General features: G+C 58.9%; 18 protein-coding genes. 2 read left to right on the top strand and 16 right to left on the bottom strand.

Annotated elements, in window-relative coordinates; all coding sequences use genetic code 11:
• Positions 1 to 92: 92 nt before the first annotated feature.
• Both LC531_RS18300 and LC531_RS18305 read right to left on the bottom strand, forming a co-directional pair.
• Complete coding sequence (locus tag LC531_RS18300) at positions 93 to 467, bottom strand: transcriptional regulator (RefSeq protein ID WP_223652851.1); 375 nt, start codon at positions 465 to 467, stop codon at positions 93 to 95.
• Between the two features lie 192 nt (positions 468 to 659).
• Positions 660 to 1,523, bottom strand: a complete 864-nt coding sequence (locus tag LC531_RS18305) for a glycerophosphodiester phosphodiesterase family protein (protein ID WP_223652852.1) — start codon at positions 1,521 to 1,523, stop codon at positions 660 to 662.
• 96 nt (positions 1,524 to 1,619) lie between these two features.
• On the opposite strand from LC531_RS18305, the gene LC531_RS18310 reads away from it, so the two are divergent.
• On the top strand, positions 1,620 to 2,243 hold the full coding sequence (locus LC531_RS18310) for a DUF2939 domain-containing protein (RefSeq protein WP_223652853.1): 624 nt from the start codon (positions 1,620 to 1,622) through the stop codon (positions 2,241 to 2,243).
• Between the two features lie 84 nt (positions 2,244 to 2,327).
• On the opposite strand, the gene LC531_RS18315 is transcribed toward LC531_RS18310, so the two are convergent.
• The 11 genes from LC531_RS18315 to LC531_RS18365 all read right to left on the bottom strand — a co-directional run bounded on the left by LC531_RS18315 (position 2,328) and on the right by LC531_RS18365 (position 18,199).
• Positions 2,328 to 2,630 (bottom strand): PLD nuclease N-terminal domain-containing protein, encoded by a 303-nt coding sequence (locus LC531_RS18315; RefSeq protein ID WP_223652854.1) that lies wholly within the window; start codon positions 2,628 to 2,630, stop codon positions 2,328 to 2,330.
• Between the two features lie 62 nt (positions 2,631 to 2,692).
• Positions 2,693 to 3,337: a rhomboid family intramembrane serine protease gene (locus LC531_RS18320; protein ID WP_223652855.1), complete on the bottom strand. Its 645-nt coding sequence runs from the start codon at positions 3,335 to 3,337 to the stop codon at positions 2,693 to 2,695.
• Between the two features lie 21 nt (positions 3,338 to 3,358).
• A complete protein-coding gene (locus LC531_RS18325; protein ID WP_223652857.1) occupies positions 3,359 to 4,330 on the bottom strand; it encodes a polyprenyl synthetase family protein in 972 nt (323 codons plus the stop codon).
• A 127-nt stretch (positions 4,331 to 4,457) separates the two neighbouring features.
• Complete coding sequence (gene rnr, locus LC531_RS18330; RefSeq protein ID WP_223652861.1) at positions 4,458 to 7,019, bottom strand: ribonuclease R; 2,562 nt, start codon at positions 7,017 to 7,019, stop codon at positions 4,458 to 4,460.
• 191 nt (positions 7,020 to 7,210) lie between these two features.
• Positions 7,211 to 9,013, bottom strand: a complete 1,803-nt coding sequence (locus tag LC531_RS18335; protein WP_223652862.1) for an ABC transporter ATP-binding protein — start codon at positions 9,011 to 9,013, stop codon at positions 7,211 to 7,213.
• A gap of 43 nt (positions 9,014 to 9,056) precedes the next feature.
• Positions 9,057 to 9,719, bottom strand: a complete 663-nt coding sequence (locus LC531_RS18340) for a lipoprotein signal peptidase (RefSeq protein WP_223652863.1) — start codon at positions 9,717 to 9,719, stop codon at positions 9,057 to 9,059.
• Positions 9,720 to 9,883: 164 nt separating this feature from the next.
• The gene (gene ileS / locus LC531_RS18345) at positions 9,884 to 13,351 is read right to left on the bottom strand and encodes an isoleucine--tRNA ligase (protein WP_223652870.1); all 3,468 of its coding nucleotides are present in this window, start codon (positions 13,349 to 13,351) and stop codon (positions 9,884 to 9,886) included.
• A 171-nt stretch (positions 13,352 to 13,522) separates the two neighbouring features.
• The gene (locus LC531_RS18350) at positions 13,523 to 15,958 is read right to left on the bottom strand and encodes an efflux RND transporter permease subunit (RefSeq protein ID WP_223652872.1); all 2,436 of its coding nucleotides are present in this window, start codon (positions 15,956 to 15,958) and stop codon (positions 13,523 to 13,525) included.
• 20 nt (positions 15,959 to 15,978) lie between these two features.
• Positions 15,979 to 16,314 (bottom strand): DUF5615 family PIN-like protein, encoded by a 336-nt coding sequence (locus LC531_RS18355; protein ID WP_223652874.1) that lies wholly within the window; start codon positions 16,312 to 16,314, stop codon positions 15,979 to 15,981.
• A gap of 66 nt (positions 16,315 to 16,380) precedes the next feature.
• Positions 16,381 to 16,629 carry a DUF433 domain-containing protein gene (locus LC531_RS18360; RefSeq protein WP_223652876.1) on the bottom strand — a complete coding sequence of 83 codons (249 nt, stop codon included), beginning with the start codon at positions 16,627 to 16,629 and terminating at the stop codon, positions 16,381 to 16,383.
• Between the two features lie 58 nt (positions 16,630 to 16,687).
• Complete coding sequence (locus LC531_RS18365) at positions 16,688 to 18,199, bottom strand: glycine--tRNA ligase (protein ID WP_223652878.1); 1,512 nt, start codon at positions 18,197 to 18,199, stop codon at positions 16,688 to 16,690.
• Between the two features lie 154 nt (positions 18,200 to 18,353).
• On the opposite strand from LC531_RS18365, the gene LC531_RS18370 reads away from it, so the two are divergent.
• Positions 18,354 to 19,757: an inorganic phosphate transporter gene (locus tag LC531_RS18370; protein ID WP_223652880.1), complete on the top strand. Its 1,404-nt coding sequence runs from the start codon at positions 18,354 to 18,356 to the stop codon at positions 19,755 to 19,757.
• A 257-nt stretch (positions 19,758 to 20,014) separates the two neighbouring features.
• Here the strand turns inward: LC531_RS18370 and LC531_RS18375 are convergent, their stop codons facing one another.
• The 3 genes from LC531_RS18375 to LC531_RS18385 form a co-directional block, all read right to left on the bottom strand.
• The gene (locus tag LC531_RS18375) at positions 20,015 to 20,506 is read right to left on the bottom strand and encodes a hypothetical protein (RefSeq protein ID WP_223652882.1); all 492 of its coding nucleotides are present in this window, start codon (positions 20,504 to 20,506) and stop codon (positions 20,015 to 20,017) included.
• Between the two features lie 178 nt (positions 20,507 to 20,684).
• On the bottom strand, positions 20,685 to 21,179 hold the full coding sequence (locus tag LC531_RS18380) for a DUF4385 domain-containing protein (RefSeq protein WP_223652883.1): 495 nt from the start codon (positions 21,177 to 21,179) through the stop codon (positions 20,685 to 20,687).
• Positions 21,180 to 21,838: 659 nt separating this feature from the next.
• Positions 21,839 to 23,530, bottom strand: coding sequence for an Ig-like domain-containing domain (locus LC531_RS18385; protein WP_223652886.1), 1,692 nt, complete (start codon positions 23,528 to 23,530; stop codon positions 21,839 to 21,841).
• Positions 23,531 to 23,566 lie beyond the last annotated feature (36 nt).

Genomic DNA, 23,566 nt, shown 5'->3' on the forward strand with positions numbered 1-23,566 from the left:
TGCGAGGTGGTCTATCATTCCTTCGCTTTCCAGCTCCGTAAAATCAGTCCGCTTGTAAACACATCAAAAATGTTCCACGTGAAACATTTTTGTTACTTCGGACCATACACCTTCAGCAAAAGCTCGTTGTACGCCTCTAGGAGGGCAATGTACTTAGTTTGCAAAGCTAGAAGCTGCTTAACTGGGTCAGAATCGGGGGCTTGCAGAGGTGTTACACGTGGTGTAACACTTAGCCGAGGCGTTAATGTTACAAATGGTAAAGATGATTGTTCAGCAGTTGTAAAGTCTGAAGAAAAATTATGTCCGATAATTTGACCGATTTTTTTTACAAAATTGGCATCTAGTGTATCGTCCTTGAATTTACGGTAGATAGTCGGACGTGTAATGCCCAGTTCCTCTACTATGCGCGTAATGGAGATACCGCTGTTTTTTATGGCTTCTTGCAGTATTTCACCTTGGTGGAGCATCGAGTGAGAGCGTTACGGAATGAAAATACAAATATCAAAAACGTATTATTGTAAACCAAATTGTCTAGCGTAAAATACGTCGTGCTAACAGTGATGCGTAAAGATAAGATGTAACATTAAGAAAAAGCTGTAATAACCCTACTGTAACACGTAACGGATAAAAGCAGAATGCGCTGTAATTACAAAAAATCGTTACACTAACAATGACAGTAGCACATCAGGATAGTCGGTGGTTATACCGGCTACCCGCCAGGTAATGGCTTGCTGGATGTCGGGCACGGTATTGACCGTCCAGGGCACGATGCGCAAGGTGGGGTAATGGGCGGCCAGTTGTTGTACCAAGCGGGTAGATAAAAGCTGAAAGTCTGGACCAAACGTTTCGGGTACAAAGCCAAGCTGCCCGAACAAAGAAGCCCCCAGCGTCGGCTCCTCGCTCAGCAGGCACAAGGGCTGGGTGGGTAATAGCCGGCGAGTCGCTTGCAGGATGCGCTGGTCGAAGCTTAGTAGTGTGGTGCGAGCGAGCACGCCCGCGGCATCCAATTCGGCCAGCACTAACTCTACAAAGCGAGTAGGCTGCGGGTGGTAAATCGCATCGCCAGCAGGCGTGCTTTTCAACTCTACGGAGTAGCCCACGGCTGCGCGGCCAGCCTGCCGGCACGCCGCTTCGGTGGCTTGCAAAACCTCCCGAAGAAGTGGTCGATAGCTAGGCACCGGCTGCTGCCGGGGAAATTCCGGGTGAGGCTCCTGCCCTACCAGGCAGCGGCGAATGAGGGGGTAGGGCAGCTGGTAAAGGTTGAACTTCTGTTCCTGCTGGGGGTCGATAAGCTCGCCGGCGGGGCCGGTACCTAAGTGGGCGGCTAGCCAGGGCTCGTGCGAAACCACTACCTGCTGGTCTAGCGAAATGACTACATCCAACTCCAACACATCAACTCCGAGCTGAAGTGCATGCAGGAAGGCGGGGATGGTGTTTTCGGGGTACAGCCCCCGGCAACCACGGTGGCCATGCACTTCGGGCCGTGGGAGGGGGGTAGGGAGCGAAAAAGCAAAAGCAGACATGCGCCCTTGTACGCGCGGGCGCGGGTAGGCAGCCGCCCAACCAGTAGCTTTGCGCACGAATTTTGGGCTAAAGCCGGGCATTTCCTTTCCCTTTTTATGAAACGACTCTTCCTATTCGTGCTTGTGCTGGCGTTGGCAGCGGGCGGCTATTACTACTACAAGTCTTTGCAAAAAGGACCGGAGTATGCCCTGGTGCAGGCAGCTGCGGCTACCCAAACGCACGACCTGGCCACCTTTGAGCGCTACGTGGATGTTGATGCGCTAACGGGCCACTTAGTGGATGACGTAGCCAGCCAGGGCGGCGTGTTGTCGGCGCTGGTGCCGGGCGGCGGCCTGATGCTGCGCAGCAGCCTGGGGCTGCTAAAGCCGCAGCTGGCCCGCGCAGCCCGTGCCGAGGTGCAGCGCCTCGTGGCTACCGGCTCATTGGAAGAAGCCCAGGCCGCCGCACCCAAGCACCTGGTGAACATCTCATTGCTGGGATTAGCCGGCCGGGTAGTGGGGCCAGACAGCAAATTTGAGGGTATAAAATACTCGACCGACAAGGGCCAGGAAGCGCTGGTAGGGCTGGAATTTTCGCAGCCACACTACGACACCACCATGGTAGTAGAAGTTAAGCTGCTCAAGCAGCCCGATGGCCACTGGCAGGCCAAGCAGATTACCAATGCCGGAGAACTGGTGCGGGGCGTGGCCCGACTGGAAAAGCAACGAGCGCTGAAGTAGGTCAGTGGGTGCCGGCCCTTACCCCAACAAAAAACCCTGAGCCAGTGGCTCAGGGTTTTTTGTTGGGGTAAGCTGAGGTAGATGCTAGCTGCTGCGACCTGAGAAAAGGAGGTAGATGATAGAGCCGCCGATGGGGAAGAACCAGATGATAGCGCCCCAAATAAGCTTCTTTGTCAGCGACCAATCCTGCTTCAGTAAGCTAACCACGGCGTAAATGGCCAGGACGAGGTAAACAATTCCCGCAATGCTGAGCGAGCCGCTGTTGTTATAACGGCTACAGCTGCTGACGAACAGCAACAGCAGTGGAAGCAGAGCGACCGGTGAAAGGCGGCGGGTGAGAGTGGTGAAGAATCGCATAAAGGCGGTGGTGAAGAGTGTGGTGTTCAAGCCTTTACGAAAAGAAATAATATTAGTCTGATTTTAAGATTAAGTTTCTGATAATCAATATTTTAAAACCGATAGTTACTTACTTGCCGAAAGAATTCGGGCACCACGCCCGGCACTAGGGCGGCAATAAGGAGCACCCCGTAGAGCGCGCCGTAGAAGTGTGCATCGTGGTTGATATTGTCGCCCCGGCGGCGGCCCATGTAGTAGGAGTAGCCCAGGTAAAGGAAACCGAACAAGAAGGGCTGAATAGGCACCGGAATCGGGAAGATGATAATACCCCCACCATTGGCATTGACTGGAAAGAGCAGGATGCTGGCAAACAGTACCGACGCTACCCCCCCCGACGCGCCCAGGCTGCGGTAGTCGGGGTCGTCGCGGTGCCGAAAGTAAGTAGGCAGGTCTGAGACGATGATGCCGCCCAGGTAGAGCAGTAGAAAGAGCCCTACCCCCGCTGTCGAGCCGTAACGCTCAGCCAGGGTATTAAGCACCACCGGGCTGAAGGAATAGAAGGCGAACATATTAAAGAGCAGGTGCGCCCAATCGGCGTGCAGGAAGCCGGAGGTGAGGAAGCGGTACCACTGCCCGCCAGAGCGGGCCATCACGTAGGGTTGAAGTATCCAGGCGCGCAGCAGCTCAGCATTGGACCAGGCATAGACCGAGATGAGGACCGTGAGGCCGATGAGAATGAGAACGGGATTGAGGTGCATAGAAGGGGTAGGGTAGGCGGCTTATGATTCGCGCTCCAGCAGCTGTAAGGCCAGCTGCCGCAGGGGCTCTTTGCGAGCGGCGGGCACGCTCAAGCGCTCCAGATGCAGCAGGGCGGCCTGGAAGTAGTCGTTGATGAGCGCCTCGGTCTGGGGGCGAATTTCCAGTTCATCATACACCGCGCGCACGGCTTGCACCTTCGCTTCCTCGTCGGGCACGGGCTGGCCGATGTGGCGAGCCAGGGCGGCGCGCTGGGCGGCATTGGCCTGCGCCTGAGCAGTGAGGAGCAGGTAGGTTTTCTTGTCCGAAATAATGTCGCCACCCACCCGCTTGCCGAAGGTCGCCGCGTCGCCGTACACGTCCAACAGGTCGTCGCGCAACTGGAAAGCCAGGCCGATGTCGGTGCCAAACTGACGCAGGTGCTCCGCATCGGTAACCGCAGCGCCGGCCAGCACCGCACCCAGCTCCAGGGCGAAGCCCAGCAGCACGGCCGTTTTCAGCCGAATCATGTCCAGGTATTGCGGGATGGTGACGCTGATTTCAACCTCAAAATTCATATCCCACTGCTGGCCCTCGCACACTTCGGCGGCGGTTTGGGAGAAGCGGCGCAACACCTGCGGCAACAAGGGTAGGGGTACGTTTTCGACCAGTAATTCGTAGGCTCGCACCAGCATTACGTCGCCGCTGAGAATGGCCGTGCTCGGGTTCCAGCGCGCGTGCACTGTGGGCTGGCCGCGCCGCAGCGGGGCTTGGTCCATCAGGTCATCGTGGACCAGGGTAAAGTTGTGGAAGATTTCCAGCGCCAGGGCGGGCTTCACAAGAGGCCGCACGTCGTCGGTGAAAAGCTGGCCGCCGAGCAGCGTCAGCAAGGGCCGCAGGCGTTTGCCGCCAAGGCCTATGAGGTAGCGAATGGGGTCGTAGAGGGTAGCGGGCTGCTGGCCGTAATCAAGCTCAGCTAGGGCTTGCTGGAGGAGGGCGGAGAGGTCGGATTGCACAGGGCAAAGGTACCAGTAGCGCGAAGTTTCCACTTCGTGCGCGAGTGCAGCGAGCATGGTCGTGCGCGCCACCCGGTGCCGCCTGCTCGCTGCGCTCGCGCACGAAGTGGAAACTTCGCGCTACTTCCTACCGGCGGCGCTTGCCGCCTTCCCTACCCCCCCGGCCGCCGCCACTGCTACCCTTGTGGCCGCTGCCTTTGCTGTTGCCGTCGCGGTTGCGAGCGCTGCGGCCACCGCGGCCGGCTTCGCGCTCGGCGCGCTCGCGCTGCTTCACGTGCTCGGGGCGATTATCCACCAGCTCCATGTCGATGGTGCGGTCGAGCAGGTTGGCCGAAGTCACGATGACTTGCAGCTCGTCGCCGAACTGGATAATGCGCTTCGAGCCGCGGCCCACGATGCGGTAGTTCTCCTTGTCCAGCTCAAACGTGTCGCCCGGAATGTCGGAGATGCGAATCATGCCCTCGCACTTATTCGCCTCAATCTCGACGTAAATACCGCGCTCGGTAAGGCCCGACACAACGCCGGTAAACTCCTCGCCGATGTGCGCGCCGATGTACTCGACCTGCTTGTATTTGATGCTGGCGCGCTCGGCGTTGGCCGCCATCTTCTCGCGGGCTGAGGAGTGCTTGCAGGCTTCCTCCACGGGCTCCACGGCCGCGTTCTTGCCCCCTTCGAGGTAGTACTCCAGCAGGCGGTGGGCCATCATGTCGGGGTAGCGGCGAATGGGCGAGGTGAAGTGCGAGTAGTGCGCAAAGGCCAGGCCGAAGTGCCCCAGCGGCTCGGTAGTATAAATAGCCTTCGACATGGAGCGGATGGCCAGGCCCTGAATCACATTCTGCTCGGGCTTGCCCACCACATCCTCGCTGAGCTTATTGAGCTCGGTGCTGATTTTTTTGGGGTTGGCCAGGTTCAGCTTGTAGCCGAATTTTTGGGCAAACAGGGCGAAGTTTTCGAGGCGGTCGGGGTCGGGCGCGTCGTGGGTGCGGTACACCATCGTGAAGCGCGGCTTGGTCTTCTTGAGGCCAAACACGAACTCGGCCACCCGCTTGTTGGCGAGCAGCATAAACTCTTCGATGAGCTTGTGCGCGTCCTTGCGCTCCTTCACGTACACGCCCAGCGGCTTGCCATCCTCCCCCAATTTGAATTTCACTTCCTGGGTTTCGAAGCTAATGGCCCCCTTGCGGAAGCGCTCGGCCGAGAGCTTTTTGGCCAGGCTGTTCAGCAGGTTCACCTCTGCGGCCAGGTCGCCCTCGCCGGTTTCGATGCGCGCCTGCGCGTCCTCATAGCTGAAGCGGCGGTCGGAATGAATGACCGTTTTGCCAAACCACGAGTCCACCAGCTTGCCCTTCTCATCCAGCTCAAACACGGCCGAGAAGGTCAGCTTGTCCTCCTTGGGCCGTAGCGAGCACAGGCCATTCGAGAGGTTTTCGGGCAGCATCGGAATCACGCGGTCCACCAGGTATACCGAGGTAGCGCGGCTCTTGCCCTCGCGCTCCAGCTCCGTACCTAGGCGCACGTAGTGCGTCACGTCGGCAATGTGCACGCCCACTTCGTAGTTGCCATTTTCCAGCGTGCGCAGGCTCAGCGCATCGTCGAAGTCCTTGGCATCGGCCGGGTCGATGGTGAAGGTAAGCACGTCGCGGAAGTCGCGGCGCTTGGCAATTTCCTCCTTGGAAATACGGGTCGGGATGGCCTCGGCCTCCTCCTCCACCGCGCTCGGAAATTCGAAGGGTAGGCCAAACTCGGCCATGATGGCGTTTATCTCGGCCTCATTCTCGCCGGCCGCCCCGAAGTTGCGCACAATGGTACCCACCGGATTCTTACCCTGCCCTTCGTGGTCCGGAAACTCGGTGATGCGCACCAGCACCTTGTCGCCGTTGCGCGAATCGGCCAGCCCGTCGGGCGGCACCATCACGTCGAAGTACGACTTGCGGTTATCCGGCTTCACAAAGCCGATGGAGCCGTGCAGTTGCAAGCGGCCCACCACCTCCACGCGCTGGCGCTTGAGCACCTCTACCACGTCGCCGGTAAGGCGGCCGTCGCGCACACCGCGCAGGCGCACCCGCACCAAGTCACCATCGAGGGCGTAGCGCAGCTGGTCGGTGAAGATGCGGATATCATCGCCCTCGCTGTCTTCGCGCACTACGAAGGCAAAGCGGGGGGTAGCCAACGCCACCGTGCCGATAACAGTATTGCTGTCGCGGTGCGGCCGGCGTTCGGGGCCATCGCCCACGTGGTCGAAGCCCGCTGAGCGGCGGCGGTGCACAATGGGGTCCTGGCCAAACTCTTCTTCCAGCACCGGCTCGGGGGTAGGCGCGGGGGCAGCGGGCGCTTTGCGAGCCGGTTGGCGGCCCTTAGCGGCGCTGGCGGCTGCTTGCAGGTCGGTGGGGTTGGCCAGGCGGTATTCGTCGTTTTGCAGCAGTTCCAGGCGGCCCGTTTTTTTCAACTCTTTGAGATGAGCAAACAGCTCCTCGCGCTGCGTTTTGGTGGTGATGCCGAGGCGGCGCGACAGCTGTCGATAGCCCAGCACCTTGCCGGGGTTATCGGCAAACTGGCGGTACACCAGGTCTTGGCTCAAGCCGGCCGGGGCGGGGGGGGCAGGGGTTTTAGCAGCTTTAGGAGCCTTAGTGGCGGGGGCTGCCTTCGCGCGGGAGGCGCGGGGGGCGGCGGGGTCTTGGGGGTTTTTCATGAATTGGGTAAGACGGCCGCCAGACAGCTTGGAGGAAGATTGACGAAGGCGGCGCGGGGATAAATGTAGAATGCGGGGCTGGCCCCCGCCCACCGTATAAACGGCAATAAGTAAACGATGTTGACCTGAACCGACCGATGAGGTTAGCTGAGGCAGCCGGCCCGCATTTGGGCGCAGGTAGAGCCAGCCCCCTATCCTACCCGCGCCCGGATGTGGGCCGGGTCGTCGCTCGGAATGGCGGCCAGCAACTGCTGCGTGTACGGGTCCTGCGGGTGGGCGTAGACCTCAGCCGCCGGGCCGCTCTCCACGATTTTGCCTTGGCTCATCACCAGCAGCCGGTCGCTCATAAACCGCGCTACTGATAAGTCGTGGGTGATAAAAAGATAGGTAATGCCCAACTCCCGCTTCAGGTCATTGAGCAGGTTGAGCACCTGCGCCTGCACGCTCACGTCGAGCGCCGACACCGACTCGTCGCACACAATAAGTTTGGGCCGCAGCGCCAGCGCCCGCGCAATGCAAATGCGCTGGCGCTGCCCGCCACTGAACTCATGGGGGTAGCGCTGCTCCGCGTCGTCGCTCAGGCCCACGGTACGCAGCAGCTCGCGCACCCTGGCCCTTTGCTCGGCGCGCGGCCCGCCTACCCCATGCACCCGCAGCGGCTCCAGGATGGCCTCGCCCACCGTCAGCATCGGGTTTAAGGCCGCGAACGGGTCCTGAAATACCAGTTGAAACTCGCGCCGCCGGTGGCGCAATTCGCCGGCCGGCAGCCGAGCTAGGTCAACGCCTTCAAACAAAATGCGCCCGGACGTTGGTTCCGTAAGGCGCAGTAGGGCCCGGCCCAGCGTCGTCTTGCCGCAGCCCGACTCACCCACCAGACCCACCGTCTCGCCGGGATAAATGGTAAAGCTTACGTCGTCTACGGCCCGCACAAACTCGGTAGTGCGCGTAAAAAATCCTTTGCGAATGGGGAAGTATACCCGCAGGTCTTCGACCTGGAGCAGGGGGGTAGGCTCCCCTACCAAACCCGTTTTTTGTTCCACGGGGAACGCTTTGGCAGTGTCAGAATTGCTTCGTAACTGGGCAGCATCGGCTCGCAGCGACTCTGCCCCTCCGCCAGCCACCCGCGCCACCAGTTCCCCGGCGGCATTTACCTGCATGAAATCAGCCACCACCGGCAGGCGGCTTTTGCCGATTGACAACCGCGGCCGGCAGGCCAGCAGGCCCTTGGTGTAGGGGTGCTGCGGGTTGGTAAAAATGTCAAGCACGGAGCCTTGCTCCACCATCCTACCCTGGTACATGACTAGGATGCGGTCGGCGATTTCGGCCACCACACCCAGGTCGTGAGTGATGAAGAGCACGGCCGTACCGTAGTCGCGCCGCAGGTCGCGGATGAGGTCCAGGATGCGGGCCTGCACCGTCACGTCGAGGGCCGTAGTGGGCTCGTCGGCGATGAGCAGGGCGGGGCGGCAGGCCATCGCCATCGCAATCATCACCCGCTGCTTCTGGCCCCCGCTGATTTCGTGGGGGTAGTCTTTGAAAATGGCGGCCGGCCGCGGCAGCTGCGCCTCCGTAAACAGCTCGATGGTGCGGGCCTCGGCCTCCTTTTTGCTGAGCGTGGTGTGCAGCCGCAGGGCCTCCACCACCTGGTAGCCGCAGGTCAGCACGGGGTTCAGGGAGGTCATGGGCTCCTGAAAAATCATGCTGATGTCGTTGCCCCGCACCTGCTGCAGCTCCGTTTCGGAGAGTTGCAGCAAGTCCACTTCGCCCAGTTTTTCCGACTCAAACCGCGCCGTGCCGCTGGCAATGTACGCCGCCGGCTTTTGCAGCAGCCCCAGTAGCGCCAGCGACGTCACCGACTTGCCCGAGCCCGACTCGCCCACAATCGCCACCACCTCGCCCCTACCCACCGCGAATGACACGCCCGCCACGGCGCGGGTATCCGTGCGCCGTGAGCGGAAGTCAACTGTCAGGTTTTCGACGGTGAGTAAGGGCATGAGGGGCAAAAAGAAGCGGCGCGGAGAGCACCGCGCCGCAAGTTTACTGGGCAGTATCCGAAGCTGGCGGAGCCGGAGCAACCAACGTGGTATTCTGCTCCGTCTGCTTGAAAAACCGCCCTTGCAACAGCAGAATCAGCGCCACGCCGATAAAGATGGACGAGTCGGCGAGGTTAAAAATAGGCCAGAGCGAGACGTACTTCCCACCGATGAGCGGCCAGGAGGCGGGTAGGAAGCCCTCGTAAATGTCCACGTAAATCATGTCGATGACTTGCCCGAAAAACCAGGGGGTAGGCGAGCCAAAGGGCGCATTGTGATAAATGATACCGTAAAAAACCGAGTCTACCACGTTGCCCACGGCCCCGCCCAGGATGAGCGTCATGCAGGCAATGAAGCCCGCCGCCGCCCGGTGCCGCCATAAATACGTGATGTAATAACTCAGCCCGCCCACAGCTAGCAGCCGGAAGCCCGTCAGCAACAGCTTACCGTAGGGCGGCGGCAGCAGCTCCACGCCGAAAGCCATGCCGGGGTTGGTCGTATAGTCGAGCTTAAGCCAGTGCCCAATCAGCAGAATCTCGCCCATCTGACCCAGCTGCATATGCTTATGCACCAAGTATTTGGAAAGCTGGTCGAGGATAATAACTAGCAGAGCAAGCAGAAAAAAGGGCAGTACGCTGCCGCGCCGCGCCGGCGGGCGTGGCGACAAAGAATAAGCTACGGGTGAATCGGTCGGCACTGGTGAAACTCTAGTTACTTTGTACTGTTTTATACCGAATTAGGAGGTTTCAGAACCTTTAAAAACGGCGAAAGAAATGCGTTGTGCGCGAGAAAACCCGACCGCATTTTTAGGTGCGGCCGGGCCTCTCACAGTCAGGTAGTTACTACGTCTACTTTGGCGGTCACCGAGAAGTCGTCAAACTCCAGCAACGCGCCGCCAGCCACTTCGGGCATAAAGTCCAGGCGCAGGGCCTGCACTTCTTCGCGGATGTAGTCGCCAAACGCGGCCACAGCGGCGTGCAGCTCGGCCGGCGCGCTGGCAGCTAATGCAACCTGGATGCGGTCCTGCACTTCGAGGCCCGAGTCTTTGCGCAGGTTCTGCAGGCGGTTGACCAGCTCGCGGGCCAGGCCCTCCTGACGCAGCGCGTCGGTGAGGGTCACGTCGAGGGCCACGGTCAGCGGGCCATCAGTGGCCACGAGCCAGCCGGGCAGGTCCTGGGTGCGGATTTCAACTTCGTCGAGGTGCAGCGTGAGCGTTTCGCCCTCCACTTCTACGGCTAGCTCGCCTTGCTTTTCGAGCTGGCTTAGCTCGCTGGGGCTCAGGGTTTGGATGCGCGCGCCCACGGCCTTGAGGCGCGGGCCGTACACCTGGCCAAGACGCTTGAAATTGGGCTTCACCGACTTCACCAACACGCCGCTCGTGTCGTCCAGAAACTCGATGTGCTTCACGTTGACCTCGGCGCAGATAAGGTCTTCTACTAGCCTAACCTGCTCCTTGGTAGAGTCATTCAGCACCGGCACCAAGATGCGCTGCAAGGGCTGGCGCACCTTCAGCACCGACTTCTTGCGCAGCGAGTGCGTAAGCGAGCTGATGCGCTGGGCCAGCTCCATGCGCTCTTCCAAAGCTTGGTCGATGAGCGTTGTATCGGCTTCGGCGAGGTATGTGAGGTGAACGGATTCTGCTACCCCCTCCCCTTTCGTCAGGTTGCCATAGAGCCAGTCAGCAAAGAAGGGCGCGATGGGTGCCATGAGCTGCGCCACGGTACTCAGGCACTCGTGCAGCGTCTCGTAAGCGGCTTGCTTATCGGTCGTTAGCTCGCCTTTCCAGAAGCGGCGGCGTGAGAGGCGCACGTACCAGTTGGAGAGCTGGTCCGTCACGAAATCCTGGATGGCGCGGGCGGCTTTCGTGGGGTCGTAGCTGTCGAAATGGCCGCGTACTTCGGCCAGGAGGCTTTGCAGCTTGCTCAGAATCCAGCGGTCCAGCTCGGTGCGGTCGGCCACCGGCAGGGGGGTAGGGCTGACCTGGAACCCATCCAGATTTGCGTACAGCGCGAAGAAAGAATACGTGTTGAACAGCGTGCCAAAGAAGCGGCGCTGCACCTCCGTAATGCCAGCCGAATCAAACTTGAGGTTATCCCACGGCGGCGCGTTGGCAATCATGTACCAGCGGGTGGCGTCGGGGCCGTACTGCGCGATGGTCGCAAACGGGTCCACGGCGTTGCCGAGGCGCTTGCTCATCTTGTTGCCGTTTTTATCGAGCACCAAGCCGTTGGCAATCACGTTTTTGAAGGCTACCGAGTCTTCCAGCATCACGGCCAGCGCGTGCAGCGTGAAGAACCAGCCGCGGGTTTGGTCCACGCCTTCGGCGATGAAATCGGCGGGGAAATTCTTAGCAAATTTTTCCTGATTCTCAAACGGATAGTGCCACTGCGCATACGGCACCGCGCCCGAGTCAAACCACACGTCGATGAGGTCGGGCTCGCGGTACATGGGCTGGCCGCTGGACGAAACCAGGAAAATATCGTCCACATACGGCCGGTGCAGGTCGATTTTTTCGCCGTTGGCGTAGGGGTTGTGGGTCATGACTTCGGCTACTATGGCCTTGTCAATCTCCGCCTTTAGCTCGGCGATGCTGCCGATGCAGATTTCCTCGGTGCGGTCCTGGGTGCGCCAGATGGGCAGCGGCGTGCCCCAGTAGCGCGAGCGGCTGAGGTTCCAGTCCACCAGGTTTTCGAGCCAGTTGCCGAAGCGGCCGGTGCCGGTGCTTTCGGGCTTCCAGTTGATGGTTTTGTTCAGTTCGATGAGCCGGTCCTTCACGGCCGTGGTCTTGATAAACCACGAATCGAGGGGGTAGTAGAGCACCGGCTTGTCGGTGCGCCAGCAGTGGGGGTAGGTGTGCTCGTACTTCTCGGTTTTGAAGGCCGTGCCGTTGGTGCGCATCCGAATGGCGATGCTCTCGTCCAACGTTTTATAGTCGGCGGCGCTCTGGTCGTGGCCGTCGTAGTTCTTCACCCAGCGGCCACCAAACTCGCCCATCTGCGCCACGTAGCGGCCCGTTCGGTCCACGATGGGGCCAAGGGTGCCCTCCTTATCGGGCAGCATCAGCGCGGGGATACCGTTGAGCTGCGCCACCCGGAAGTCGTCCGCGCCAAACGTGGGCGAAATGTGGACGATGCCCGTGCCGTCTTCGGTGGTTACGAAGTCGCCCACTATAACGCGGAAAGCGTTTTCTTCGCCGTCAAAGTGCGGGAAACCAGCCTCGGTGTCGAACAGGCGCTCGTAATGAATACCTACTAGGTCAGCTCCTGTGAATTCACCCAATATCTGCCAAGTTGCAAGCTTACCCTTGCTGTAAACTAGCGGTTTATCATCATCAGATAGGTATTCGGGTAAAGGCGCTTTGTCGTCAAGAGCCGGAACTGTTCTTACCCAAACTTTATCACCAACGCTTAAATCAGAGACATTATGACCAACTAAATCGAAGTAGGCGCTGAAACGACTTTTGGCTAAAATAACTGTCTGCTTTTTGAATGTATAAGGGTTGTAGCAGCCAACGACCCAATATTGAATCTTAGGACCAACAGCTAAAGAAGTATTAGCAGGTAGAGTCCATGGTGTCGTTGTCCAGGCTAAGAAATAAGTTTCGAGGCTCTGATTCAATGAATCAAACAGCTTCTCTGAAACCGCATCGCGTACCACCTTAAACTGCGCTACGATGGTCGTGTCCTTCACGTCCTTATACGTGCCGGGCTGGTTCAGCTCGTGCGAGCTGAGGCCGGTGCCAGCGGCGGGCGAGTAGGGCTGAATGGTGTAGCCTTTGTAGAGGAAACCCTTGTCGTAGAGCTTCTTAAGCAAGGCCCAGCAGCTCTCGATATACTCGGGCTCGAAGGTGATGTAGGGGTCGTCGAGGTCCACCCAGTAGCCCATTTGCTGGGTCAGCTCGTCCCACTGCGCCTTGAAGCGCATCACGGTTTCGCGGCAGCGCTGGTTGTATTCTTCGACGCTGATTTTGTGGCCGATATCCTCCTTCGTGATGCCCAGCTCCTTCTCCACTTGCAGCTCGATGGGCAGGCCGTGGGTGTCCCAGCCGCCCTTGCGGGGCACCTGCTTGCCGAGTTGCGTCTGGTAGCGGCAGAAGATGTCCTTCACCGCCCGCGCCATCACGTGGTGGATGCCGGGCTGGCCGTTGGCCGAGGGTGGGCCCTCGTAAAACACGAACATGGGTTGGCCCTCGCGGCTGCTCACGCTCTTCTCAAAAATGCCGTTCGCATCCCAATAGGCCCGCACATCGGTGGCGAGCTTGGCGTAGTCGAGCGGCTGCTTGTATTCGGGGTAAGTCATTGTATTATTAGCTATTAGCTTATGGCTGCTAGCTGTTAGCTTTTTGTTCGTTCGTCATGCAGACCGAAGGGAAGCATCTCGCAGGCTGACGTTGGGGTTACTACTTCAGCGAAGCGAGCGAGATGCTTCCCTTAGGTCTGCATGACGTTCTTTTTACTTTAAATCAACTCGTTACGTCGTCTTTACCGGCGTCCGCTCCACGCTCAGGCGTTGCAAGTCTAGGTCCATGTCGTCGTCTTCCTCGTGGTAGTTCTCATCGTAGTGGTGCACTAGGGCCGCTTTGGGTGTTTTCCAGCTGCCGCCCCGCTCAAAAGTGACCAGCAGCGCCGGCAGGAAAACCAGGTTCGAGAAGTTGGTAATGAGCAGCGACGCGCCCATGAGCACGCCCAGCGCCTTGGTGCCACCAAACTCGCTAAAGCTGTAGATGCTAAACCCAATAAAGAGCACAATGCTGGTGTAAAACATGCTCGACCCAGCCTCACTCAGCGTATTGGTAATGGCCTCGCTTACGCTCTTGCCGGACATGGCCATCTCCTGCCGGAATTTGGCCAGCAGGTGAATCGAATTGTCACCGTCGATGCCTAGGGCAATCACGTAAATCAGGGCCGTGCTAGGCTTGAGTGCAATGCCGAAGTAGCCCATCACGCCAGCCGTCAGGGTCAGGGTTAAGATATTGGGCGTGAGCGCGTAGAAGATGGTGCGCACCGAGTGGAATAGCAGCAGCACCACCACGGCCACCAGCCCGAACGCCCACATCAAGCTCTCGCCCAAGGTGCCAATGACGTACTCGTTGCCCTTCGTAAAAATCACCGTAGTGCCCGTGCGGCGCACCACCATATCGGTGCCGGCGAAGATGCGCTTAATGGCCGGCTCAATCCGCTTATTCACCAGCGTATCCAGCTTGTGCGAACCGATATCGGCGATTTTCACGCTGATGCGGGCGCGCTGCTGGGTGCTGTCCATGAAGGTTTTGAGCAGCTTGCCGGTCGAGTTTTTACCCTGCCCCTGCGAATTAGCCAAGTAACTCAGGATGAAGTTCTTATCATCGTTATTCGGTAATTTATAAAAATCGGGGTCGCCATTGTAGAACGCCTGTTTGGCGGCCTTCAAAAACGTGACCATGCTGATGGGCGTGGACAGCTCGGGCTGGGCTTGCAGAAATTTATCGAACTGGTCAATTTTCTGTAAGTTAGCTAGCTTCAGTAGACCCTTGGGCTGCTTGGTATCCACCACAAACTCCAGCGGCATTACCCCACCAAAACGGGCCTCGAAGAAGCTCAGGTCTTCATTAACGGAGCTTTGCTTGGGTAGGTCGTCCACCATAAACGACACGGCCTCGATGCGCGAAATACCGATGGCCGCCAGCCCCACCAGCACCGCCGCCGTGATGTAGATGGTGCGCCGCCGCCGCAGCACAATGAAATCGAGAAAGTGGATGATGCCCACCAGCGGCTTCGAGTCGAGGTGCTCCAGCTGCTTATCAGTGGGGCCGGGCAGGTAGGTAAATACCGCCGGAATCATGATGAAGCTGATGATGAAGGCCACGAAAATGTTAATCGTGGCCACTAGCCCAAACTGGAACAGAATAGCAATATCGGTGAAGGTGAACACGAAAAAGCCGATGGCCGTGGTCGTGTTATTGACCAGCGTGATGAGGCCGATTTTGCGGATAACCCGCGTCATGGCCAGTATCTGGTTGCCCGATTTGCGGTAGTCGTAGTGGTAGCGTGAGAGCAGATAGGTGCAGTTGGGCACGCTGATAACCACCAGAATACTGGGTATCAGGCCCGTAAGCAGGTTAATCTTAAAGCCCAGCAGCACAATGCTGGCAATGCACCAAATCATCACTATAACGACCACCAGCAAGGGCACCACCACCGCCGACCACGTGCGGAAGAAGATGTAGAGGATAACGGCCATCACCACTACCATCAGCCCGGCGAAGAACTTCATCTCGGCCGATACCTTGCTCGTCATCGTGGAGCGCACGTAGGGTAGGCCCGCGTAGTGCAGCTTGATACCCGAAGCTTTCTCAAACTTCCCGCTCAGGTCCAGGATAGTCGCCATCACCTCCTTGCGCTTATCCGAGTTCAACCACTTGGGGTCGAGCGTCACGGCCAGCAGCGTGGCCCCGGTGCGCGGCGCAATCACCTGGCCCTGGTAAAACTCGATGTTGTTCACCACCCGCATCAGCGAGTCGAGCTGAGCCTGGCTGGTGGGCGGCTTCGCAAAAACGGGCGCGGTCACGAAGCTGTTGTTCACCGTATCCTTCTCAATCTGAATGAGTTTGGGTAGGCCTAGCACACCCGATACGCCGGGCACCTTCACCAACTCATTGGCGAGCTGGTCATACAGCCGAAAGTTTTTAAGCTGGTACACGGAGCTGTCCTGCATCCCGAGCACCAGGATGTTGCCATCCTCGCCGAAGGTTTTTTTGAACTGCTGGAAGTACACCATGTCCGGGTCCTTCGGGCTTACGACCTGGGCAAAGTCGTAGGTCATCTGCACGTCCTTCGCTATCCAGGCCATGCCCAGGGTCGAAACGGCAATAAGTATCAGCAAAATCCGGCGGAACTTGATGATAAAGAGGGCGATATGTCCCCACATAAGCTTAGGTAATTAGCGAATCAGACTACTTCAATACAATCGGGAAAGATGCGTACCAGCCGGCAATTGGGTTGCTGACTAGCCAAGCGGGCGGCGGGCCACCACTGCTGCAAGATGCCCCACAATTCTCGACGTGAGGCTGCGCCCACGCACAATAGAATTACAACGGGTGGGCCAATAGTTAGCGCCATTTTCTCAAAGTCGCCGTCTTTGGTTACAATAATTAAGTTGTTATCACGAGCGTAGCGCCAAACTAAGCTATCGTGCCATTCATTATCAGGGAGAAATAAACAAGCATCGTCGCGCCAGAAGCGGAGCCGCTTAGGCAGGTTGGCATCAATCAGGAATTTGTTCATGTGCCAAAGGAAGTGAGTTGACAGGGGGCCGGAAAATCGCCACTTGCCAATCGAACCTGTCTGTGATTACGCCGCCGTTGGCAAATACACCCGGTGACTCAGCGTTTCCAACGCCGTTTTCATCGCAAACTGCTGGCAAGCCTTAATATCAGCCAGCTCTAGAAACTCATAGTCTTCCAAAATTTCTTCAGGCGAATCGCCGGCCGCCAAAAACTCCAGTACCGTTTGCACGGTCAGCCGCTTGCCCCTTATGGTGGGCCTACCCCCGCACAGGTCAGGGTCAACGGTAATGCGGTCGTGAATGTAGCGCAGCATAATAAAAGAAGTTAGTGAGTAACGGCTAAACGACGCATGTTCAGCAAAAGGTGCGCCCTTACAACTTCGCCAGCACGTTCTTGAAGCTCACAGCCTCGCCGATGTAGCCGCGCAACGCGCTGATGGGCAAGCGCACTTGCTGGCGGGTGTCGCGGTCGCGCACCGTCACGGTATCGTCCTCCAGGGTCTGGCCGTCCACCACGATGCAGAAGGGCGTGCCGATAAGGTCCTGGCGGGTGTAGCGCTTGCCGATGGCGTCCTTATCCTCGATGACCAGGCGGAAATCAAAGCGCAGGTCGTCGAAAATCTGCTGGGCTTTTTCGGGCATTCCGTCCTTGCGCACCAGCGGGAAAATGGCGGCCTTGATGGGTGCCAGGGCCGGGGACAGCTTCAGAAACGTGCGGGTTTTGGTGGTCTGCTCCGCGCCTTCGCCTTCGGTAATCTCTTCTTCCTGAAAGGCTTGGCAGAGGGTAGCGAGAAACAGGCGGTCGGCCCCCACTGAGGTTTCGACTACGTAGGGCACGTAGTTGCCGTAGGGCTTGCCGGTGCTCGGGTCAATATCGTTGTCGAAGTACTGCTGCTTCTTGCGGCTCAGGGTCTGGTGCTGGGTCAGGTCGAAGTCGCCCCGCGAGTGGATGCCCTCGATTTCCTTGAAGCCGAACGGAAACTCAAACTCAATGTCCACGGCGGCCTTGGCGTAGTGGGCCAGCTTGTCGTGGTCGTGGAAGCGCAGCTTTTCGGGGGGTAGACCCAGTGCCTCGTGGAAGCGACGGCGGGCGGCCTTCCAGGTGTCGTACCACTCACCTTCGGTGCCGGGGCGCACGAAAAATTGCATCTCCATTTGCTCAAATTCGCGCATGCGGAAGATGAACTGCCGGGCCACAATTTCGTTGCGGAACGCCTTGCCAATCTGCGCGATACCGAACGGGATTTTCAGGCGCGCCGACTTCTGCACATTCAGAAAATTGACGAAAATACCCTGCGCCGTTTCGGGCCGCAGGTACACCGGCGGCGCGTCCGAGTCCACGGCCGAGCCTTGCGTGCTGAACATCAGGTTGAACTGGCGCACGTCGGTCCACTTGCCGGAGCCGGAGAGCGGGTCCGTGATTTTCTCGTCCAGGATGAGCTGTTTCACGCCGGCCAGGTCATTGGCTGTCAGCAAGCGGCCCAGCTCGGTGGTGAGGGCCGCACCGCGGGCCGGGTCGCCGGCTTTTTCGTATTCGGCGGCTCGGTCCTCGAGGAGCACGTCGGCGCGGTAGCGCTTTTTGCTGTCGAGGTTATCAATAAGCGGGTCGTTGAAGCCCGCCACGTGGCCGCTGGCCTCCCAGGTGCGGGGGTCCATAAAAATGGCCGCGTCGATGCCCACCACGTTGCCGTGCAGCTGGGTCATGGCCTCCCACCACAGGCGTTTCAAATTATTCTTCAGCTCCACGCCGTTGGGGCCGTAGTCATACACGGCGGCGAGGCCGTCATATATTTCTGAGGACTGGAATACGAAACCGTACTCCTTGGCGTGGGCAACAATGTCTTTTAGCTGGGTGCTTTCGGGGGCAGTGGTGGGCTTGCTCATAAGCAGCAAAGTTAGACCGCAGATTCAAACAGATTTAGTGGCTGAGATGGGTATGCCAAATCCGTTTGAATCTGTGGTCACGATTCGGTAACATACCAGTAGCTTCACCTCGGCCTAATTTTGCAGAGCCGGCTACCCACCCCGGCCCCTCTTTATGTTCGGACTTGAACCCCATGTATTACTACTACTAGCGGCTTGTTTGCTTGCCGCTTGCGCGTTTGAATTCGTTAACGGCTTCCACGACACGGCCAACGCCGTGGCCACGGTCATCTACACTAACACGCTGCGGCCCTGGGTGGCGGTGGTGTGGTCGGCCTTCTGGAACTTCATCGGGGTCTTCTCGGGCGGCATTGGCGTGGCGATGGGCATCGTGTACCTACTACCCGTCGAAAGCCTAGTGGACCAGAACGTGTACCACGGCATTGCGATGGTAGGCGCGCTCATTGTAGCGGCCATCATCTGGAACATCGGCACCTGGTACTACGGCATTCCGTCGTCGTCGTCGCACGCGCTTATTGGCTCCATCCTGGGGGTAGGCATTGCGTTTTCACTGCTGCCCGGCGGGCAGGGCGCGGCCGTGAATTGGGGCAAGGCCGGCGAAAGCGGCCTGGCATTGCTGCTGAGCCCCATCCTGGGCTTCACCTTTACCATCCTGGCGATGTTTCTGCTCAAGCGGTTTTTTCCGAGCAAAGCACTATTTAAGGAGCCTCACAAGCGCAAGCCGCCGCCTTTGTTTATCCGCCTCACGCTCATCACCACCTGCACGCTGGTAAGCTTTTTTCACGGCTCCAACGACGGGCAAAAAGGGGTAGGGCTGATTATGCTCATTCTCATCGGCATCGTACCCATTCATTTTGCCCTGGATACTAATAAGAATCCGCTCGACCTGCGCGACGCACTCGGCCGGGTCGAATATGTTATCAACCGCTTGAATCCTAGCGTACTGAGCACTAAAGACCAAGAGATGCTGGCCGCCGTGCGCCTCCAAACCGCCGACCTCGACCGCGTATTCGCCGGCAAAACCAAGGTAGACCAGCTGCCCAAGCAGGCCCGCTTCGAGATTCGGCGCGACATTCTGCTGCTCGCCAACCGGGGCAAAAAGTTGCTGGGCTCCGACCAGGTACCCCTCAGCACTGCCGACCGCGCTACCTACACCAAGGCCATCGAGGAGATGAAAACCTTCACCGACTATGCGCCCTGGCAGGTGCTGCTGATGGTGTCGCTGTCCTTGGCCTGCGGCACCACTATCGGCTGGCAGCGCATCGTCAAAACCATTGGCGAGCGCATCGGCAAGGAGCACCTTACCTACGCCCAGGGCGCCAGCTCGGAGCTGGTGGCGGCCGCCATGATTGGCCTGAGTACGCAGTCGGGCCTACCCACCTCTACTACGCACGTGCTCACCTCGTCCATCGCGGGCAGCATGGTGGCCAGCCGCGGCGTCAAGAATATCAACCCCAGCATGGTGCGCAGCATTGCCCTGGCCTGGGTGCTTACGCTGCCCGTCACGATGGTGCTCTCGGGGCTGCTGTTTCTGCTCTTCCGCTCGTTCACGGGGTAGGGGCTAGTGTCGAACAGTTGGCGCTGGATTTATACAACGACGGGCGGGGATAAGCTCCGCACCTTACAGAAAAAGCCAACCCATTTAGGGTTGGCTTTTTTACTAGGCTGCTTGGCCAGCGGGCCTTTTGGTAACACAGGAATAATCCCTGCTTCACCGAGTTATCAACTTATCCACAGCCAAAAACGGCCTTTTTGTGGATAACTTTTACGATTGCTGGACAATTAGGGGAACTAGCTGGCTTTTAGCCAGCAACCCTACTTTGGCCACTGCACTACCAAGTCGTCATCAATGAAGACGCCAAAATTGACAAATTGCAGCAGGCCCTCCTCAAAATACATATCAATCATTGACTTCTCGTAGGAGAGGCGCACCTCGCCACCTTCCATCGTTTCCAGCTCGGGCGCGGCCTGGCCGTGGCGCTGCATGAGGGCCTTCACCTGGTCGAGCGGCCGGCCGTAAATAACTTCGCCAAAGAGGCGCAGGCCGGGGTTATCGGTTTCGATGCAGCTCAGGCGGAAGTCGTCTTCGCGGTCGAAATAAAGTGAGAGCAGGTGGTCGTCTTCGTAGTAGTTCCAAGCCTGGTGCTCGAAGTCATCCTCGTCCTCCGACTCGTCAATTTCCTCGGGCTCGCCCACCAGGGTGCGCACCTCATCCATCGTGGTGCCGAAGCGCAGCGGGCCCATGCCGGTACCCAGAATAATTTCGTTTTCCTCGATGCTGCTGGGGGTGGTCGTCGGGGTGTTCATGGGGGGTAGGGATGATAGTAGAAGGAAGGCAAAGGTAAAGCGTAGGGTAAGCTTTAGCTTGCCGCCTGGCAGGAATGTGCGCTACGCTTCAGCTTGCCGTTGCAGCACCCGCGTCCCATGCCCGGTAAGCGAAGGCCTACCCTACCCCCTTCTCGGCAAGCGAAAGCCCACCGCCCGTTCACTTCCCGTATCTGGCCTCGAAGGCGGCTTTCTGGTGCTGGTACGCGGGCAGAGCTTTGGCCTCGTCCCATTTGGCTTTAAAAATGGCGGCAGCTTCCACTTTATCCACATCAGGATGTGAATTACGGGGCAATTCGGGGCGGCCGTGGGCTCCGCTCTGGCCTTTTTTGTCGGCGGGCACCGGGCCGGCGTATTTCTTGCCGCCAGCGTGGTTGGCGTAGCGCCGGGCGCGGGTAAAGCCCATCTGCAAAAACTTGCGGGCCATGTCGGCCCCCACGAAGTCCTCTTGCGCCAAATAGTCCTCGAAAAGCGCCCAGATAGCGGCCGCCGACGCGCGGGCGCTGGCCGCATCCTTGAAGCGCCAGTGGGGCAGGATTTCGCCCTTGTAGGGCTGCACCAGCAGCACGCCCTGCTCGCCCCTCCCTACCCGGTATAGCTCGGGGTGCGCCCGAAAGTCAGTGGTCGCAAAATTCAGGTCGTAGTCGAAAGGCATATCGATTTTGGTTTTTGATTATTCGTTTTTCGGCAAACTGGCCTTTCGGGTTGGGCCGGCCGTTATTCAGCGAACAGCGAAAAACCAGAAACGAAAAATGGACCGTGAGTTTTCCACAAACTCAAATTGTGAATTAATTTCTTTTTTAAAAATCTCTTTTTGTTTCCATCCATCAGGGCAGTGGATAAGTGGACAACCTGGGAGAGTTATCCACTGCGTGGATAACGGGTGGGTAACTATGGGCTTATGCACCGCCTATCCACAGGCCTTGTGGATAATAGTTGTTTGATTATGAATAGCTTAAACTACTTTTCCACTATCAACACTACTTATCCACGAATCCACAATCCACAGTAGATGGGGTGTGTGGATAGTGTGCGTAGCCCCGCTAGGTTATCCACGCTTATCCACAGCGCCGCTGAACTGCCAGCCGGACCGGATTACCAAAAAAAGTTGTGCTCAACTTATGCACCGCGCCCTACTCCTTATCCCCACGCTTATCCACAAAAAAGCTCCCGCCCGCCGCTCACAGTGGATAACCCAGTGGATAACTCGTGTAAAACTACTAAAAAAGGCCCTTAGTAACTGCAAACGGCTCTAAGTTATCCACTTTCATTCCCTCAGGCCGGCCGTATCGCGAGGAAGGTAGAGACGCGACTCTAGAAGCTCAAATCCTCCTTTATTTCGAAGCCCGCGCGAAGCTGGATGAGCTTGGGGTTGAGGTATACCGGCTCGGGAGCCACCTTCAGGTTGGGGTCGCCGCCGCGCCAGTGGCCGTCGCCATCCTGGTCGATGAGCGCGCGCAGGCGGTACTTGCCGGGCGCGAGGTGGTCGAAGCGGTAAGTGCCGCGCGGCGAGTTCAGCTGCGTCAGCACCTGGTATTTCTCATCGAGCAGCTGCAGCTCGAAGCGCGGGTATTTGCTCTGGATAGTGCCCAGCAGCACGCCGCTCGGGTCCTGGTCGGTCACGGCCAGGCGCACGGGGCGGCGCAGGCCCAGGCTCTGCCCCGTAATGGTGAGTAGGGCCGTGCTGTCGAGGCGTATCTCCACGGTTTTCAGGGCCTTGGTATCGATATTAACTAGCAGCTCGGTACGGCTGGGGCTGAGGCTGGCCTCGTCGGGCACGCGCAGGGCGTGGGTTTTGAGGGAGTCTTCGCTGAGCGTGCCGGGGCTTTTGCCCGCCACCAGCCGCACCGGCACCGAAAAGCGAAATTTCAGCTGCCCCTGCCGGTACACCGAGCGGGGGCTGCCCACCAGGGTAGTGCCCGCCAGCGGCTGGGCCTTTTTGCTCACGGCCGTCGGCACCGGAAACCGCAGGTTGAGGGTGTCGCGGCGCGTGTTGCCCACGCTGTCGGTGGCCACCAGCAGGTAGCGGCCATCACCCACCTCCGGCGTTTTGTAGATGACTACCGAGTGGCCCAGGTCAGTTAGCTCGGCGGCGCGCTGCACGGCGGCCGTATCGGCGGCTTCGGAACTGCCCAGCGGGGCCAGCCGGGCGGTGCGCAGGCCCTCATTAAAGGCGAGGCGGGCCTGCGTGGCCGTGGTTTCGAAAGCGGTGCGGCGGGGGGGTAGGCGGTCGGGCCGCACCAAGTGCAGGGCGCGGGGCGCGGTCGTGTCCGTCACGGAAATCGGGCCGGGTAGGTAGGCTATCTTCTCACCGTCGTCGAAACGGCCGTTGTTGTTCTTGTCGGCCCAGGCGTAGATATTGTAAGGAGCGGTGCGCACAAAATTGAGCTGAAATGCTCCCTTGTCGTCGGTGCGGGTAAGGTAGTAGGGCTGGGCCCGGCGCACGCCCACCGTATCGGTGGGGCGGTAGAGGCCCACCACTGCGTCTTTCGCCAGGCGGTCGCTGAGCAAGTCGGTTACGGTGCCGCGCACCACGCCCGAGTCGAGGGTAGCGCCGGTGCTGAAGCTCAGGGCCTGATACTTGGCCGGCAGACTCTCGTTGGCATCCACGACAGCCTTGCGAAAATTGAACGAATAAGTGGTATTCGCCTCCAGCGGCTGCTTGAACAAGAGGGTTACCGCGTCGCGGTCCGGGCGCACCGAGTACGAGTTTTCGGGCGCGAGCTGCGGGGTAATGAGCAGGTTTTTGGATAGCTCCTTGAGCTGAATCGGCTCCGAAAAAGTGAGCTTAATAAACTGCTGCTTCACGTTGCGGGCGGCGCTGTCGGGAGAGGTGGCCACCAGGCGCGGCGGCGTTTTGTCGCGCGGCCCGCCCTGCGGCGAGCTGATGGACGCGCAACTGCCCAGCGCCAGCAGCCCCGCCAGCACCAGGGCCGCACCCGCGCCGCGCTCCGTCGCTTTTGCCTTGGTGCTACACAAAAAACGAACGGCGGCGCGAAAACTCATTAACGGAAGAAGCGAAAAACTCAGTAAAAGTAGCCG

Origin of the sequence: Hymenobacter psoromatis (assembly GCF_020012125.1) — a bacterium.
Taxonomy (GTDB): domain Bacteria; phylum Bacteroidota; class Bacteroidia; order Cytophagales; family Hymenobacteraceae; genus Hymenobacter; species Hymenobacter psoromatis.